Genomic DNA, 15,810 nt, shown 5'->3' with positions numbered 1-15,810 from the left:
CACTGTCGAGTCTTCTTCGGTTCCTGCGCGGCCTGCACGCAGAAGGTCCAGCTCAGGATCTTTACCGCTGCGCCACGGCGGTCATGCAAGCCGTTGTCCATGCCGTCATGGCGATGCGCGCGGCAAGAAATCCTGAGCGACGAAACATGAAAAGGCCCGTACCGGAGTCGGGCCTTTTGCATTGCCTGGCAGCTTGCATCCTCCAGCCTCAGGCAGGTCGTGAGGTGCGCATTCTGCCCACTCGAGGGCCTGCTGTCATCTCGCATTCATCCTGGAACAACTCACGTCGCCATGGAGGAGGTGGATGACGGATTCGTCGGAAGGGGGTCGCCGGTGTGGGCAGAGTCAGATTCGACCTCACCGACACTGGGCAGAACCTCCACCAGCCCGCAGTCCATGCGTTCCTTCTCGGCCTGACGCGCCTGAGCCAACGCTTCTCGCAACGGCTCCAGACGAGGGTGCGGCGCTTCGCCGGCCTCGCCTGCCGGCAGATCCCAGGGCAGCGCTCGCGCCAGCTCCCAGAGCGTATAGTGATTGAGATCACGTCCCAGCACCCACTGACCATCCTGGGTCTGGCTGGCGATGTTCTCCTCAATCAAGGGCTTGAGTACACGACGATAGCGGCTGCCCAACACCTCGGTCAGGCTGTCATCCGACAGCGGCTCGCCCCGTTCATGCGCATCCTTGAGCAGCATGACGGCCCCCAGGGTCTGCCAGAACGGTGGCCAGCGGTGCCAGTCAGCGTTGGAGCGTTCCCCCATCCAGGCCGCCACTTCCGCCCCCAGCAACACGATGCACCAGGACAGGAAGACCCACAGCAGGAACAGTGGCACTGCCGCGAAGGCACCATAGATGGCCTGATAGGACGGGAACTGCGTGACGTAGAACGAGAACCCGGCCTTGGCCAGTTCCAGTGCCAGAGCTGTCGTCACCGCTCCCACGGCCGCATCACGCAGGCGCACCTTGCAATTGGGTACCGCGGCGTAGATGAAGGTGAAGGCCACCGCGCTCAACAATGGTGGCAACAGGCGCAGCAATACCGCCTTGCCGCCCAGCATCGAGGCCGCTGAATCGAAGAAAGACAGCGAAGTCAGATAGGAAGACAGCAAGAAACCGGACCCCAGCATCAGCGGCCCGAGTGTCAGGACCGCCCAGTACATCAGAAAGCTCGACAGCCCCTTGCGCCCTTCCGGTACCTGCCAGATGGCATTGAACGCCCCTTCGATGGTGATCATCATCAACACCGAGGTGACGAACAGAAAGATGAGGCCCACGGAGGTCAGATTGCGAGCCTGGCCCGAGAACTCATTGAGGTACTCAAGCACCGTCTCGCCGGTGGAGGGCAGGAATTGGGCAAAGACGGTGGTCTGCAATTGCTGCCCGACACCGTCAAAGCTCGGGATGACGGCGAACATCGAATAGATCACCGTCATCAGAGGCACCACTGCGAAGAGGGTGGTATAGGTCAAGGCGGAGGCAGTCTTCTTGCCATCGTGATAGTTGAAACGTGAGACCAGCTTGAGGACGACCCCGATGGCAGGCGTCATCCGCTTGAGTTGTGGCAGTTGTGGCATTCTCATGCGCCCCTCTACAATGGATCCCTGATGTGAAGCTGCCGTCAGGAATCACTGACGGCACAGTCCATTCGCCTTACCGCCTGTCCGGAAACGGAGACAGTCATGCCAATGCTGAAACTCTATCACAACCCGCGCTGCTCCAAGTCACGCGAAACCCTCGCGTTGCTGGAGTCACGCCTGAGAAGCGACGAATTCGAGACCATTCGTTACCTGGACACCCCGTTGAGCCGTGAGCAGCTGAGTGCGCTGGCCGCTCGACTCGAAGGCGGGGCGAAAGCCCTGACGCGAGAGAACGAGAGTGACTGGAAGGCGCTCGCCCTTGAGGAACCCGATGATGCACGACGTCTGGACGCCATCGCTGCCACGCCCAGGTTGATGCAACGCCCGATTCTCGATGACGGAAAGCGCGCCATCATCGGCAGACCACCGCAGGATGTACTCGCCCTGCTCGACGACGCCTGATCCCTTCGTGACCTGAGGACGCCCATGTCAGCTGACACCCATTCCAGTACGTCCCCCGATACGACACCCTATGTGCTCGTGCTTTATTACTCGCGTCACGGTGCGACCCAGACCCTGGCGGAGCAGATCGTCGCTGGCATCGAGTCCATTCCGGGAATCCAGGCCCGCCTGCGCCGAGTCCCCGAAGTCTCGACGACCTGCGAGCAGACCACGCCGGAAATCCCCGACAGCGGTGCCATGTATGCCACCCTCGATGACCTGCGTCAGTGTGCAGGTCTGGCACTTGGCAGCCCGACCCGTTTCGGCAACATGGCCGCTCCGCTGAAGTACTTCCTCGACTCCACCAGCGAGCTGTGGATGAACGGGGCACTGATCGACAAGCCCGCCACCGCCTTCAGTGCCTCAAGCTCACTGCATGGCGGTCAGGAAACCACCTTGATGACCATGCTGGTGCCTCTTCTTCACCACGGCATGGTCTATGCGGGCGTGCCCTACAGTGCCACTGAATTGCTGGAAACCACCCAGGGCGGCACGCCCTATGGCACCACCCATGTCAGCGGCAAGCGCGGTGACAATGACGTGAACGACCATGAGCGACGCCTGGCCGTCGCACAAGGCAAGCGCATTGCGCGTCTGGCCCTCGCCATGCAACCCCTCAGGGAGAACCGATAGATGCGCGCCTGGCTTGAACGAATGGAACGCGAACAGGGCCTCGACACCCTCGAGGCCAAGAGCCGCCGCGGCGTGATCGTGAGCTTCGCGGCCCTGGCCATCATCCTGCTGGTAGGTGGCATCCAGTTGATGGCCCAGAGTGACAATACCGGCCTGGTGCCGTTGTTGATTCGCCTGCTGCCCATTGCCCTTTTCCTGCCCGCCGTGCTGACTCGTCGCGCCCGCGGCCACGTCTGGCTGGCCTTCGTCAGCCTGCTCTATCTCATGCAGGGCGTGATGCTGGCCAGCGTACCCGGCCATGGGGTGATCGGCGTACTGGAGGCGCTGGCGGCACTTGGCCTGTTCCTCGCCAGCATGGCGTATGCTCGCTTTCGCTCGCGCAATCTGAAGCATCAGCCTCAGTCGTGATGCGGGCCGGCACCCCCATGGGGTAAAAGGCCGCCCGACGAGGACCTGACAGATAGCGCCCCCTGGGCGCTATCTGTCATCAGGCCTGGCGCTTTGTCTGCACGACCGGCGATTCATTCGATGTTCCTGTCCCTTCCCTCATTTCTGTCCCTGCCGCTTTCTGTTCCGAGCTCTCCGCTCTCTTCTTTTGTCTTTACTGTTCCCTATTCTCTCTTCTCTCTACTCTCAACCCGCTTTCCGCTTCCAACTTCCCGCCTCCCTTTTCCTCTCCCCCTTTCTCCTCGACCTCAGCGCTTATCCCTTGAAGATGCGCGGAGGATTCCAATGACAGGTCAGCGCTCGACGGTGGCTTGCTGGGCAATTGGCGCTAGAATCCAGAGGATTGCACTGCAGAGTGCCACCTTGGCCGCATCGCCACACCATCATCGTCACGCTATGCTGATGCCTCTGACCCCTTCGGGATCGGGTCGTCACGCAGCCTTGTGTGATGCCAATGCCCATTGAGCCGACAGGAACCCCGTACGCCTCATGCCTACGACACCCACCACCGATGGCGTGACACACACCCTCGACGACGGCGCGCACTCCCTGGAGATGGCCGAGCCTGAATCGATCAACACGGCCAGCGAATGGCTGAGCGCTCGCCAGGCGTGGCGTGAGGCGCTGCGTCAGACGCTACCGGTGATGTTCGGCTATATCCCGCTGGGAGCCGCCTTCGGGGTGCTGTTCACCCAGTTGCCCCTGAGCCCCTGGCTGGGACTCTTGATGTCGGTGATCATCCTGGCGGGTGCCGGGCAGTTCCTGGCAGTCGCTCTGCTGAGCGCTGGAGCGGGCGTCGCGGAGGTGGCCGTCGCCACCCTGCTGCTCAACTCACGCCACCTGTTCTATGGCCTGTCATTGCTGGAGCGTTTTCGCGAGGCCGGAATCGCCAAGCTCTATCTCATCTTCGGTCTCACCGACGAGACCTACTCGCTGCTATCCAGCCTGCCGCGCAGCGGTGAGCGGGATGACAAGGCCGCCAGGCGCAATGATCAGCGTCTGATGCTGCGCATTACGGCGCTCAACCAGCTGTGGTGGGTATTGGGGACCGCACTGGGGCTGGCGGCCGGCCAGCTCACCTTCGACAGCAGCGGCATCGAATTTGCCCTCACCGCCTTGTTCGTCGTGCTCGGCATCGAGCAATGGTACGCACTGCGGGAACGCTGGCCCTTCCTGCTGGGCCTGGTGATCACCCTGGCGGGGCTATGGGTACTACCCCATGACCAACTGCTGCTCGGCAGCATCGCCGCGGCAAGTGTCCTTCTGCTCGGCCATTATCTCCATCAACAGCGCTCTCTGAGCGACGGGAGCCGGACACGATGACAACGACCCAGGCACTGCTGCTGATCGGCGTGGCCGCGCTGGCGACCTTCGCGACACGCGTGACCCCCTTCCTGTTTCTCTCACGCCATTCCGCACATCCCTTGATCCTGCACATGGGTCGCTATCTGCCGGCCATCGTGATGGTCGTGCTGATCATCGTGTCCCTGTCTGCCATGTCGTTGCCCGGCGACTTCCCCCGTGATCTGCCCTCCACGCTTGCTCGCAGCGAGCTCTGGCGCGACTGGCTGATGCAGGCCGAGGGTGCCGGCATGCTGATATCCGCCGCCTGCGTGGCCGGCCTTCACCTCTGGCGACGCAATGCGCTGCTCTCCATCGCCGTCGGTACCGGCCTTTACATGGCGTGGGTACAGCTCGGCCCCATGGCACAGGCCTGAGGCCCTTGCGATCTGGCGCTCGACGGTACACAGTCCTTACATTACATGAGCAATTCATCAAGGGAGCCCACCATGAATCGCGATATCGCTGACGTGCGCAGAACCTACTCCGGTGATGGCCTGAATCTTGACAACACCCCGGCCGAACCCTTCGAGCAGTTTCAGGAATGGCTGACCAGCGCACTCTCCGCCGATGACAACGATGTCAATGTGATGACGTTGTCCACCGTCGACAGCCAGGGCAAGCCGCACGCGCGCATCGTGCTGCTCAAGGGATACGATGCACAAGGGTTCATCTTCTATACCAACTATCAAAGCCACAAGGGCAGCGAACTGGCCAATGTGCCGCATGCGGCCTTGACGTTCTGGTGGCCGGCCATGGAGCGCCAGGTCCGTATCGAGGGTCGCGTGGAGAAGGTCTCGGACGCCACCTCGGACCACTACTTCGCCTCCCGCCCTAAGGAAAGCCAGCTGGGCGCCTGGGTCTCGCAGCAGAGCGTCGAGATTCCGGATCGCGACTGGCTCAGCGAGAGACAGGGCCGCTTCGAGAAGGTCTATGCCGACAGTGATGTCCCGCGCCCTGAGCACTGGGGTGGCTATCGCGTGGTGCCCGAGATGATCGAATTCTGGCAGGGCCAGCCATCACGCCTGCACGACCGGGTCCGCTATCAGCGTCTGGATACCGAAGACAATGAGTGGCACAAGGTGATGCTCGCACCGTAATTGGCACCTGATCGCCACACGCTCTCGAAGGCTCCGCCATGGCGGGGCCTTTTGCGTGAAGGCGCCTGCGTGCTGATCGATACACGCATGCCCCTCGCGCCATGCCCCTCACATCACGCCATGCGGCACCCGCGATGCGATCCCATCGACGCGGCATGCGAGATTAAGCATGACTTGCCCTGCGCCGTGCCAGAACAGACAATGGCCGGCTTTTCGGTGCAGGGCATGCTCAGGTCGGCGACAGCTGCACGGCTCATGTCCTGCATACACCGTCACATGTTTACAGGAAGGGAGGCCACATGGCCTGGGACGACAGTGCAACACCCAAGGTGGCTCGTCAGACGCTGGTAGATCGCCTGCTGGCAAGCTACACACCTTCCGATCACCATGGCATCTCGCTGGTGGATCACGCCGTGGTCGGCAATGTGCTCTACACCGTGCTGGAGCATCCCCATGGTCATACCTTCATTCGCCAGCATCTGATGCAGGCTCCCCGACAGGGTGACCCCAGCCGCTGGGAGTACCATATCCGGGATGAAGGCACGCCAGATATTCCGCTGCAATGCCCGCCGGCACTCCTGGCGCAGTCCACTGCCCCCGGTGAGATTGCCGCCCAGTGGCGAGAGGCGACCCGCGCCGCGCGTGAGGATGTCGCGGCGCGCAAGCGCAAGATCAAGAAGCTCAGAAAAGGCGAGCGCCTTGCGGCACTGGATGCCAGCGAGGTGATCTTCGTGCGGGCTTTCACCGCCAGCCTGTTCATCGGGCGAGCTCCCGACGACACCGAGGAGGAGGAATACGAGTATCACTGGGAAGACATCGATCTGCTGGCCTCCCCGCTGCCTGACGAGTGACGGCGAGCTCGTCACCCGCCTTGCCGACCATCACCGTCGAACCGCCCATCGTCATCTGTGAGACCCCATGCAGCCACAAGCCGACCCGTTCATCGTTCCGCCCTGTCATGAGACCTACAAGGTGCTTTACGCGGATGAGGACATCCTGCTGATCCACAAGCCCAGTGGTCTGCTGAGCCTGTCCGGCAAGCATCCGCTCAATCTGGACTCGCTGCACCATCGGCTGGTCAAGGAATACCCGACCGCCAAGCTGCTGCACCGTCTGGATCTCGGCACATCAGGCATCATGCTGGTGGCACTCAACAAGCCGGCCAACGGCAACCTGACGCGCCAGTTCCAGGCCCGGACCATCGACAAGTCCTACCGCGCGATGCTGCTGGGACACGTCGAGCAGGACAGTGGACGGATCTCGCTGCCGATTGCCAAGGACGTGGATCAGTTCCCGTTGCAGAAGATCTGCCATGAGACAGGCAAGACCGCCATCAGTGACTATCGCGTGCTTGAGCGGCTCGAGGCCCCCAGGCGTACCCGGGTCGAATTCACGCCCGTCTCCGGGCGCACCCACCAGCTGCGCATCCACAGCCAGCAGCTGGGCCACCCCATCCTGGGCTGCGATCTATATGCCAGTGATGAAGCCTTCTTCATGGCCGAGCGCCTGATGCTGCATGCCGAGATGATCGCCTTCGATCACCCGGTCAGCGGCGAGCGCATGGAAGTCCGCAGCCCCTGCCCCTTCTGAACGTCTCTGACGTCCCGCATCGGCGAGACGGATAGATGAGACGGATAGATGAGACGGATAGACGACCCTGATAGACGAGACGCCCCCGCAGGCAAGCCTGCGGGGGCGTCTCATCTTGATCTTACTCACATTGATGGCAGCCCGAGGGTGGACTAGACCGCTGCCATCACGATGAAGGTTACTGAGCCGTTGCCGGCAGCCACTCATTGACGATATCCGGATGGCTTTCCACCCACGCCTTGGCCGTCTCATAGGGGTCTGCATCATCCTCCTGGTTGTTGAGCATCACCTCGCCCATGTCCGCCGGCGTCCAGGCGAAGTTGTCCAGGATCGCGTAGACCTCCGGCATGTCTTCCTTGAGCCCCTTGCGTGCCAGGGTATGGATCTCCTCGGCACCGCCATAGACACCCTTGGGATCCTCCAGGTACTTGAGGTCCCAGCGCGCGAACATCCAATGGGGGGTCCAGCCGGTCACCACGATATCCCGCTCGCCCTTGATGGCATTGCTCAGCGCTGCGGTCATGGTCGCGCCGCTACCGGTCGTGAGGTCGATATCCTCGAGATCGTAATCCTCGAGCACCTGCTCGGTGAGTCGGGTCAGGCCGGCGCCTGGCTCGATACCGACGATACGCTCATCAATCTCGTCGGCATGCGAGGTGATGTCCTCGATGGACTCGAGCTTGCTGTACGCCGGGACCACCAGGCCGAGCTTGGTGCCCTCGAGGTTGACCCCCAGGTCCTCGACCTTGGGCCCGACCTTGGCCATGTAGTCTTCATGGGTCGTGGGGAGCCACGCACCGACCATGCCATCAGCATCACCAAAGGCGACCGCCTGGAACATCGCGGCGGCGGACAGCGCCTTGAGCTCGACGTTGTAGCCCTGGGCTTCCAGCACCGCTTTCACGACATTGGTGGAGGCGACCTCGGAGGACCACTCGACATACGCCAGGGTGACATCTCCCTTGTCACCTGCCGCATGAGCCGCGCTGACACCGACCACCGAGGATGACATGGCGGCCCCCAGCAACAGTGCCTTGGCGGTGATGGTCAGATGGCTACGTGAAGTACCTTGCTTATTCATCAACTTCCCCTTTATTTGAATCTACTTATTTCTTAGGGCGAGAATTGCCTGATCGCCGATCAGGTCAGCCTTTCATCAATACAGGACCAGCAGAAAGACTGGCTGCCGCGAATGCCGTATCCCCATGCAACGTGTAAAGAACAGGAGAATGTGTCGCGGTGCAGAAATGTGGGCAAGAAACGCCCTGAAGAGATGGGACAAGCCGGCACGACAGGCGGTGCCGGCTTGTGGGTCGAGGTGAGTCACCTCAGGAGCGCGACTTCTTTTCCTTGCTCAAGGTCTGGGTCAGGCGGTCAAGCAGCATGGCCAGGATCACCACCGCGATACCCGCTTCGAACCCATCTCCGGGACGCAGACGCTGGATCGCCTTCCAGACCTCGTTGCCCAGACCATCGGCGCCGATCATGGCCGCGATGACGACCATCGACAGGGCCAGCATGATGGTCTGGTTGATGCCGGCCATCACCGTCGGCAGCGACAGGGGCAGCTGCAGCTTGAAGAGCTTCTGGCGACGGGTGGACCCGAAGGCATCTGCGGCCTCGATCAGCTCCTTGGGCACCTGACGAATCCCCAAGGTAGTGAAACGGATCGCCGGCGGCATCGAGAAGATGACCGTAGCGAAGATCGCCGAGACCGACCCGATACCGAAGAAGGGAATGGCCGGGATCAGATAGACGAAGGCCGGCATCGTCTGCATGAAATCCAGAACCGGCATGATGACCCGATAGAAGCGATCCGACAGCGCCGCCAGAATGCCCAGGGGGATGGCGATGACCACGGCCACCAGCGTCGCGATGACCACCAGGGTGAGCGATTCGATCATCGGATCCCACAGATCCAGATTCCAGATGAGGCCGAGGCCCAGGATGGAACCGATCGCCAGGCGCGTTCCCGCCAGCCGCCAGCACAACAGCGCGACCATTGCGATCAAGGCCCACTGGGGCATCCACATCAGGGCGTCATTAAGCGCACCGATGCCGGTCTCGGTGAACTTGGAAATGGCGCGGGTCACGCTGGAATAATTGTTGGTCAGATAATCCAGCCCTGCCTCGATCCAGTCACCCAGCTCTATCTTCGGAATGGTGAAACCTGTCGATTCACTCATGCATGCGCCTCCCCTGCTTCGGCCAGCTCAGCCAGTACGGATCCCTTGACCACGACTCCCATCAAGCGCGATTGCTCATCCACGACTGCCAGCGGGTGGTGATGGCCAGCAAACATCGCGAACAGGTTGTGCAAGGGCTCATCAGGCGAGACCCGACAGCAATCGGAGTGGATCAGACTGGAGAGATCCGTGAGGTTCTCACGCACGGCACGCTCGGCATCTTCTGCCGTCACGATTCCCAGAACGGTACGGTCGCGGCGCACCACGAAGAGACTGTCCAGGCCGTTTTCTCCCATCTTGCGCAATGCCGTACGGGGGCCATCATCGTCTCGCGCGGTGGCACGGACATCCGTCATGGCGGACTGGGCGGTCAGAATCCGCGACATGTCCACGCCTTCGACGAAGCGCGCGACATAATCGTCAGCGGGCTCGGTGAGAATGGTCTCGGGAGTGCCGATCTGGACGATTTCACCATCCTTGAGCAGGATGATGCGATCACCGATGGACAGGGCTTCATCCAGATCGTGGGTGATGAAGATGGTGGTCTTCTTCATCTTGTGCTGCAGCGCCAGCAGCTCCTGCTGCATGTCCTTGCGGATCAACGGATCCAGTGCCGAGAAGGCTTCATCCATCAGCAGGACGGTAGAATCATTGGCCAATGCACGTGCGAGCCCGACACGCTGCTGCATGCCGCCGGACAGCTGATCGGGGTAGGCATCCTCCCACCCGTCCAGTCCTACCTGCTTGAGTGCATCACGCCCGCGCTGGAAACAGACTTCCTTCGCCTCGCCGCGCACTTCAAGGCCGTACTCGGCATTCTGTTGAACCGTACGATGAGGGAAGAGCGCAAAGTTCTGGAAGACCATCGAGAAGTGCTTGCGACGACAGCGCAGCAGCGATTTTTCATCCAGCTTGGCCACGTCCTGACCGTCGATCAGGATCTCGCCTTCTGTCGGGTCGATCAGACGATTGAGACAACGGATCAAGGTGGACTTCCCGGAGCCGGACAGCCCCATGATGACCAGCAGCTCACCTTCCATCACATCGAAATCGACATTGGACAGGCCCAGTGTCTGGCCGGTCTTTTCCAGAATTTCAGGACGTTTGAGTCCCTGGTCACGCAGAGTGAGCGCCTTGTCAGGCTGGTTACCGAACACCTTGCTCAGGTTGCGCACCCGGATCTTCACATCGCGAGTGTCAGTCATTGGCTTTCCTGTTGTGAGTGCACAGGGAAGCGTGAACAGGCTTGATCAGTCACACGGCAGGCAACGCGCTTTCACGATGTTGCGCCGCTGAGGGTGGCATAGCGCCAATCAGGCCGTCATGCGGGAGATACCCGTCATGACACTGCCTGATACTGAGCAGAATGCCACGTCATTCCCTGCGCCAATTTCCATAAAGGATTCTTATATTTAAAATAATGATACAGAGTTATTGATATTCACTCAAACAACAACACAGGTTTATACGACGAAGGTGGCATACCACCGATCATGCCCTGACACGCGCGCATCAGGCCTTGGATTCAAGCCTCAGGCGTTGCCAATCACTGGTGGGCTCATTGAGTCGGATGCTCGCATCGATGACCTGTTCCTCCATGTTGTAACGACAGGTGAACCCCAGATGCTTCATCAGTGCACGCATCGGGTGATTGTCCATCATGATCTTGCCTACCATCTCGAGAGTGCCCAGCGAACGGCAATAGCGCAGCATCTTTTCCATCAACAGTCGTCCGATCCCCTCACCTTGCAGGTCATCACGAATGATCACCGAGAACTCCGTGCGAATGTTGTCAGGGTCATTCCAGACCCGCACCACTCCCAGCATTTCACGACGTGAGCCGCCCTCCTCCTGCTCACTGACTTCACGCTCGGCGATGAATGCCATCTGGCGGTCATAATTGATCTGGGCCAGCAGCGCCAGATCGCGTTGCGTCAGGGAAGCCTTGTGATGGAAATAACGGAAACGAATGCTTTCCTCGGACAATCTGGCATGGAAAGCGGTGATCAATGGCGCATCCTCTGCACGAATCGGCCGCACTTCCACCTCGGTGCCATCCTCAAGCCGCACCCACTCCCGCAGCTCTTCCGGGTACGGCATGATAGCGAAGCGCGCGGGCTTGCCCAGATCCAGCGTGAAATCCACCGCGACGGCCTCATCACGATTGAGCAGCAACGGATTGATCTCCAGCCCTCGAATGTCAGGCAAATCCGATGCCAACTGCGACAATTTGATCAACAAGGTACACAGGCGCGCGATATCCCGCTCGGGGTCCGGCGAGTGCTCCTCGACCAGACGCGAGGCATGACTGCGCGAGATGAGCTCGCGTGCCAGCGTCATGTTGAGAGGCGGCAAGGCAACCTGGCGGTCTACCAGCACGTTGACCTTGTAGCCCCCCAGCCCGAAGACCACCACCGGCCCGAACTCCCCGTCACGCGTGATGCCCGCACTCAATTGCAGCGAGTGCTTGCCGCGGCGCATCGGCTGCAGGCAGAACTCATGGATGCGGGTGCGTTCGCTGCCGCTGCGTCCCCGCTCGTCATCACGCTCGCTCACCTTGCTGGTGATGCGACGCATGGCCAGGGCGATATCTTCCGGGCCATTGAGATCCTGGACCACGCCAGAAGACAGACGCTGCGGGAAGCGGCGATAACGGAAGGGCTGGCTGTTGTGCTCGTGGACCACCCGCAAGGCGAAGGGCCCCGCTGCCATCTCGGCGTCTTCCTTGCCAGCCGCCTGCCTGAGAGCTGCAATGGCCTGCGCGGCTTCGGCGGCGTCAGACACATAATGACTGGCAGCTGTCGCGATGCCATAGGTCTCCAGTACCTGAGCCGTTTCAGAATGGGTCAGCCATTCACGACCGGCACGCCGAGCGCTGTGCACCAGATCATGTGCTCGGGCGCGAATCTCGGCGCTGGTGGTGAAGGACAGGCTCGGCGGGGTCTGCTGCAACAGGGACTGCACCCGCTGATAATCCACCATCTGCAGGAAGGCCTTGACGCCCTTTTCGGGTGAGAGATAGGTCGGGATACCCGCAGCGTGGCAGGCATGACGTGCCGCCAGCGCCTGCTCGAGCCCCATCCAGCTGGTCAGCAGATTGCGCCGGAACTGCTTGCGATGCGTGATCAGGGCCTCGGCCGTGTCCTTGGATGGTGCAAGTCTTGTCGGGGCGTGCACGACGAGCACCGCATCGACTCCCTGATCATTGGCCACGATGTTGACTGCGGCAACGAAGTCTTCGGGCGTGGCATTGCCCCCCAGATCCACCGGATTGCGACCGGGCAGGCTGACATCCAGCTGATCCTTGAGCAGCGCATCCCGACTCTCCTTGCTCAGCTCGGCAAGCTTGCCGCCTCCCGCCATCAGCTTGTCGATCGCCAACAGGGCCGGCCCGAGACCATTGGAGACGATCGCCAGCCGATCGCCCCGCAGCGGTTTCATGCGATTGAGCGTCTCGAGGGCATCGAACATGTCCTCGCTGTCATTGACGCGTACCACCCCAGCACGCGCCAGCGCGACGTCCACGATCTGGTCGCGATTGGGAATGCCGGGGGTGACATGAGTCCCGAACAGGTCGGCCTCGGGCGTGCGACCGCTCTTGATCGCCAATACCAGTCGGTTGCGAGAGGCCTCGCGCAGCGCAGTCATGAAGTGCATCGAGTCATGGATGCGCTCGAGATGCAGCAGGAGCGCCTGGGCATGCCCATATTGATTCAGGTAATCAATCAGGTCAGGCAGCATCACGTCGACGCTGTCTCCCAGCGTCACCAGATGGGAGAAGCCGATACCGCGCCCCGCCGCCCAGTCGATCATGGCATTGCCCAGCATCCCCGACTGCCCCAGATAGGCGACCTTGCCCTTGGCGACAGGCTGACCACTGAAGGAGGCATTCAGATTCCGATTGGGCACGCAGACCCCCATGCACTCCGGGCCCAGCAGACGTATTCCACTGCCACGTGCCGCCTTGAGCAGACGGCTGTTGAGACTCTCCTGATCCGGATGAATGCGCAGTCGCGCGTGGTCGGGGGCCACAGGCTCACGCCGGGCAAGCATTCCGAGCCCTTTTTCCGTCACGCGGGCCAGGGAGCTTGCCGGCGACGGTGCCACTCCTCCGGAGATCAACAGCGCGGCCTTGACGCCGCGACGCCCCAGCTTCTCGACGATGCGCGGCAAGGTCTCGGCAGGCGAGCACAGGATGGCGAGGTCCGGCATCGTGTCCAGCTCACTGATCCGGCGCACACAGGGCACTCCATGCACCGTGTCATAGCCCTTGGGATTCACCACGACAAGCGTGCCCTTGAACCCGCCTTCCAGCAGGTTTCTCAGCACCTGGCCGCCCAGTGAGTGTGTCTTTTCCGAGGCCCCGATCACCGCGATACTGGTGGGCTCGAAGAAATTGCGCAGAAATCGCATCCCCATGGAGGTGTCCTGTCAGCCGGTGCGCATCCAATGCGCGATGCCACCAGCATGCCGCGAAAGTGAGTGCCTGAACAGCAGCCGGCAGGTGCTGGAGAAGGTAGACCATCCGCCACTATCCGTGCCTACCAGTGAATCTTACTGTGAGGTTTCGAACTATCCTCAGTCTAGCGCCCAGCCAAACAGGCACATGCCGATGATCACCTCTTATATCTCTCATAGCGACTGTGGCAATCATTTCATGGGTCCGACACATCCCGAGAGCCCATTGCGCCTGCAGGCCATCCAGCGTCAGCTGGCATTGAGCGGCGTGATTCAGCATGTCCAGCAATACGATGCACGCCCTGCCACGCTGGAACAGCTGGCAAGAGTCCATCCGATGCGCCACCTGCAGGCTCTCGACAAGTGCCCGCCCCAGGCAGGTCAGCTGCTGGCGCTCAGCGAGGACACCGTGATGTGTGCAGACAGCCTGGTGGCGGCACGTCTCGCGGCAGGGGCCGTCGTGCGCGGGGTCGACCAGGTGATGCGCAATCAGGCAGACAACGTCTTCTGTGCCGTGCGCCCACCGGGCCATCATGCCGAACGCGCGGATGCCATGGGCTTCTGCTTCTACAACAACGTGGCAGTAGGCGCGCTGCATGCCCGCCAGCAGTACGGTGTCAGACGCATCGCCATCCTCGATTTCGATGTTCATCAGGGCAACGGCACGGTAGATATCTTCAAGCATGACCCCGACACGCTGGTCTGCTCATCGTTCCAGAACGCCATGTACCCCTGGCGCTATCTCGAGAGCCGCTGGGAGCACATTCACAATACCCCGCTGGCAGAAGGCTGTGGTTCGCTGGACTTTCGCCATGCCATCGAAGCGCAATGGCTGAAGAAGCTTGATGATTTCAAGCCGGAGCTGATCCTGATCTCGGCAGGCTTCGACGCGCATCGTGAGGATCCGATGGCCGAACTGTGTCTCGAGGACGACGACTATTACTGGATCACGCGCCTTGCGATGGACGTGGCCAGGCGCCATTGTCAGGGACGTGTCGTCTCGGTACTGGAAGGCGGCTACTGCCTGGAAGCGTTGGCACGCAGCACTGAGGCCCATGTCAAGGCACTGGCGGGTCTGCCGATGGAGGACGGGATATCCCTGCGTCATTCGCCGCCAGCCAAGCACGCGTCACCCAAAGTTCATGCAAGGCCAGATGAGCGTGATCATCCGCTGTTCTGAGTGACCAGACATGCGACTTCAAGAGACGCATCCCCTGTCGCCAGGAGCATCGTCGATGCCTTGCTCAGCTACACCGTGATTTCCTTGCTGTGATAAGCTGGCGAAAAAGTTTCCAATAGTAAACTTGTGAACTCCCGCCGCCATCGACCACAGCGAAGCTTCCCATGAGTACACCGACTGACAAGGATGCCGCGGTCCGGATCGCTTCCGGCCGCAAGGCCTTCGTTGAGCCCCTCAAGCTTGGAGAGAGGGTCAAGCAGATCCGTCTCGCCAATCATTGGACCCTCGAGGACGTCAGCCAGCGTACCGGGCTTGCACGCTCTACGCTGTCCAAGATCGAGAATGAACAGATATCCCCCACCTTCACCGCCGTCCAGAAGTTGATCAATGGTCTCAATATCGACCTTCCTCAACTGCTCAGCCCTCCCAAGCGACAGAGCGGCACGCTGGGCAGACGTGATCTGACACGCCTCGGTGAAGGCAAGAGCCACCCGACCCCGACCTATGAACATGAGCTGCTTTCCTGGCAGCTGGCTCAGAAGCGCATGATTCCCTTCAAGACCCGGGTGCGCGCTCGCAGTTTCGAGGAGTTTCCCGACTGGGTGCGCCACGACGGCGAGGAATTCCTGATGGTGCTAGAGGGCAGCATTCTGCTGTATTCCGAGTTCTATGAACCCTTGCCTCTCGGGGATGGAGACAGCATCTATTTCGACTCCGACATGGGCCATGCTCTGGTTTCCACCAGCGAAGACGATGCCGTAGTGCTGTCGGTCTGCACGCGCAACGACGCCGATTGA

The 15,810-nt window shown here is 61.1% G+C and carries 15 protein-coding genes; 10 read left to right on the top strand and 5 right to left on the bottom strand.

All coding sequences use genetic code 11. The annotated features are described in order from the left end of the window. Positions 1–281: 281 nt before the first annotated feature. Positions 282–1,580: a YihY family inner membrane protein gene (locus AC26AR_RS07560; protein WP_404625489.1), complete on the bottom strand. Its 1,299-nt coding sequence runs from the start codon at positions 1,578–1,580 to the stop codon at positions 282–284. A 99-nt stretch (positions 1,581–1,679) separates the two neighbouring features. Between AC26AR_RS07560 and AC26AR_RS07555 the strand changes: the two genes are divergently transcribed. From AC26AR_RS07555 to AC26AR_RS07520, 8 genes are all read left to right on the top strand, one after another. After that, complete coding sequence (locus tag AC26AR_RS07555) at positions 1,680–2,039, top strand: ArsC/Spx/MgsR family protein (protein WP_404625488.1); 360 nt, start codon at positions 1,680–1,682, stop codon at positions 2,037–2,039. A gap of 24 nt (positions 2,040–2,063) precedes the next feature. Then, a complete protein-coding gene (gene wrbA / locus AC26AR_RS07550) occupies positions 2,064–2,711 on the top strand; it encodes an NAD(P)H:quinone oxidoreductase (protein WP_077376567.1) in 648 nt (215 codons plus the stop codon). Then, complete coding sequence (locus AC26AR_RS07545; RefSeq protein WP_136937840.1) at positions 2,712–3,119, top strand: DUF2069 domain-containing protein; 408 nt, start codon at positions 2,712–2,714, stop codon at positions 3,117–3,119. Between the two features lie 528 nt (positions 3,120–3,647). Beyond that, positions 3,648–4,481, top strand: a complete 834-nt coding sequence (locus AC26AR_RS07540; protein WP_488107793.1) for an AzlC family ABC transporter permease — start codon at positions 3,648–3,650, stop codon at positions 4,479–4,481. Beyond that, complete coding sequence (locus AC26AR_RS07535; protein ID WP_136937841.1) at positions 4,478–4,876, top strand: branched-chain amino acid transporter permease; 399 nt, start codon at positions 4,478–4,480, stop codon at positions 4,874–4,876. The genes AC26AR_RS07540 and AC26AR_RS07535 overlap by 4 nt, the downstream gene beginning before the upstream one ends. 72 nt (positions 4,877–4,948) lie before the next feature. After that, positions 4,949–5,599, top strand: a complete 651-nt coding sequence (gene pdxH, locus AC26AR_RS07530; protein WP_479398695.1) for a pyridoxamine 5'-phosphate oxidase — start codon at positions 4,949–4,951, stop codon at positions 5,597–5,599. Positions 5,600–5,898: 299 nt separating this feature from the next. Then, positions 5,899–6,450, top strand: a complete 552-nt coding sequence (locus tag AC26AR_RS07525) for a hypothetical protein (protein WP_404625484.1) — start codon at positions 5,899–5,901, stop codon at positions 6,448–6,450. Between the two features lie 67 nt (positions 6,451–6,517). Further along, the gene (locus tag AC26AR_RS07520; RefSeq protein ID WP_136937843.1) at positions 6,518–7,189 is read left to right on the top strand and encodes an RluA family pseudouridine synthase; all 672 of its coding nucleotides are present in this window, start codon (positions 6,518–6,520) and stop codon (positions 7,187–7,189) included. Between the two features lie 178 nt (positions 7,190–7,367). Here AC26AR_RS07520 and AC26AR_RS07515 read toward each other — a convergent pair whose 3' ends face one another. The 4 genes from AC26AR_RS07515 to AC26AR_RS07500 all read right to left on the bottom strand — a co-directional run bounded on the left by AC26AR_RS07515 (position 7,368) and on the right by AC26AR_RS07500 (position 13,794). Then, positions 7,368–8,270, bottom strand: coding sequence for a glycine betaine ABC transporter substrate-binding protein (locus AC26AR_RS07515; protein WP_077376588.1), 903 nt, complete (start codon positions 8,268–8,270; stop codon positions 7,368–7,370). Between the two features lie 247 nt (positions 8,271–8,517). Further along, positions 8,518–9,375, bottom strand: coding sequence for an ABC transporter permease (locus tag AC26AR_RS07510; protein ID WP_077376591.1), 858 nt, complete (start codon positions 9,373–9,375; stop codon positions 8,518–8,520). Continuing rightward, complete coding sequence (locus AC26AR_RS07505) at positions 9,372–10,580, bottom strand: quaternary amine ABC transporter ATP-binding protein (protein ID WP_084208718.1); 1,209 nt, start codon at positions 10,578–10,580, stop codon at positions 9,372–9,374. The genes AC26AR_RS07510 and AC26AR_RS07505 overlap by 4 nt, the downstream gene beginning before the upstream one ends. Before the next feature lie 307 nt (positions 10,581–10,887). Then, entirely contained in the window at positions 10,888–13,794 is a 2,907-nt protein-coding gene (locus tag AC26AR_RS07500; protein ID WP_404625482.1) for a bifunctional acetate--CoA ligase family protein/GNAT family N-acetyltransferase, read from the bottom strand. Positions 13,795–13,987: 193 nt separating this feature from the next. Here AC26AR_RS07500 and AC26AR_RS07495 point away from each other — a divergent pair, with 193 nt between their 5' ends. Together AC26AR_RS07495 and AC26AR_RS07490 are read left to right on the top strand one after the other, a co-directional pair. After that, positions 13,988–15,013: a histone deacetylase family protein gene (locus tag AC26AR_RS07495; protein WP_479398693.1), complete on the top strand. Its 1,026-nt coding sequence runs from the start codon at positions 13,988–13,990 to the stop codon at positions 15,011–15,013. 164 nt (positions 15,014–15,177) lie between these two features. Continuing rightward, a complete protein-coding gene (locus AC26AR_RS07490; RefSeq protein WP_077376603.1) occupies positions 15,178–15,810 on the top strand; it encodes a helix-turn-helix domain-containing protein in 633 nt (210 codons plus the stop codon).

This window comes from Cobetia sp. PS-4MA, from assembly GCF_057670765.1.
Note: the sequence above shows the minus strand (reverse complement) of the source record. Positions and strands in the feature narration are given on the sequence as shown.

Excerpts from the sequence above, each read along its gene's own strand:
- AC26AR_RS07560 (WP_404625489.1), bottom strand. The coding sequence starts at position 1,580 with ATGAGAATGCCACAACTGCCACAACTCAAGCGGATGACGCCTGCCATC.
- AC26AR_RS07555 (WP_404625488.1), top strand. The coding sequence starts at position 1,680 with ATGCCAATGCTGAAACTCTATCACAACCCGCGCTGCTCCAAGTCACGC.
- wrbA (WP_077376567.1), top strand. The coding sequence starts at position 2,064 with ATGTCAGCTGACACCCATTCCAGTACGTCCCCCGATACGACACCCTAT.
- AC26AR_RS07545 (WP_136937840.1), top strand. The coding sequence starts at position 2,712 with ATGCGCGCCTGGCTTGAACGAATGGAACGCGAACAGGGCCTCGACACC.
- AC26AR_RS07540 (WP_488107793.1), top strand. The coding sequence starts at position 3,648 with ATGCCTACGACACCCACCACCGATGGCGTGACACACACCCTCGACGAC.
- AC26AR_RS07535 (WP_136937841.1), top strand. The coding sequence starts at position 4,478 with ATGACAACGACCCAGGCACTGCTGCTGATCGGCGTGGCCGCGCTGGCG.
- pdxH (WP_479398695.1), top strand. The coding sequence starts at position 4,949 with ATGAATCGCGATATCGCTGACGTGCGCAGAACCTACTCCGGTGATGGC.
- AC26AR_RS07525 (WP_404625484.1), top strand. The coding sequence starts at position 5,899 with ATGGCCTGGGACGACAGTGCAACACCCAAGGTGGCTCGTCAGACGCTG.
- AC26AR_RS07520 (WP_136937843.1), top strand. The coding sequence starts at position 6,518 with ATGCAGCCACAAGCCGACCCGTTCATCGTTCCGCCCTGTCATGAGACC.
- AC26AR_RS07515 (WP_077376588.1), bottom strand. The coding sequence starts at position 8,270 with ATGAATAAGCAAGGTACTTCACGTAGCCATCTGACCATCACCGCCAAG.
- AC26AR_RS07510 (WP_077376591.1), bottom strand. The coding sequence starts at position 9,375 with ATGAGTGAATCGACAGGTTTCACCATTCCGAAGATAGAGCTGGGTGAC.
- AC26AR_RS07505 (WP_084208718.1), bottom strand. The coding sequence starts at position 10,580 with ATGACTGACACTCGCGATGTGAAGATCCGGGTGCGCAACCTGAGCAAG.
- AC26AR_RS07500 (WP_404625482.1), bottom strand. The coding sequence starts at position 13,794 with ATGGGGATGCGATTTCTGCGCAATTTCTTCGAGCCCACCAGTATCGCG.
- AC26AR_RS07495 (WP_479398693.1), top strand. The coding sequence starts at position 13,988 with ATGATCACCTCTTATATCTCTCATAGCGACTGTGGCAATCATTTCATG.
- AC26AR_RS07490 (WP_077376603.1), top strand. The coding sequence starts at position 15,178 with ATGAGTACACCGACTGACAAGGATGCCGCGGTCCGGATCGCTTCCGGC.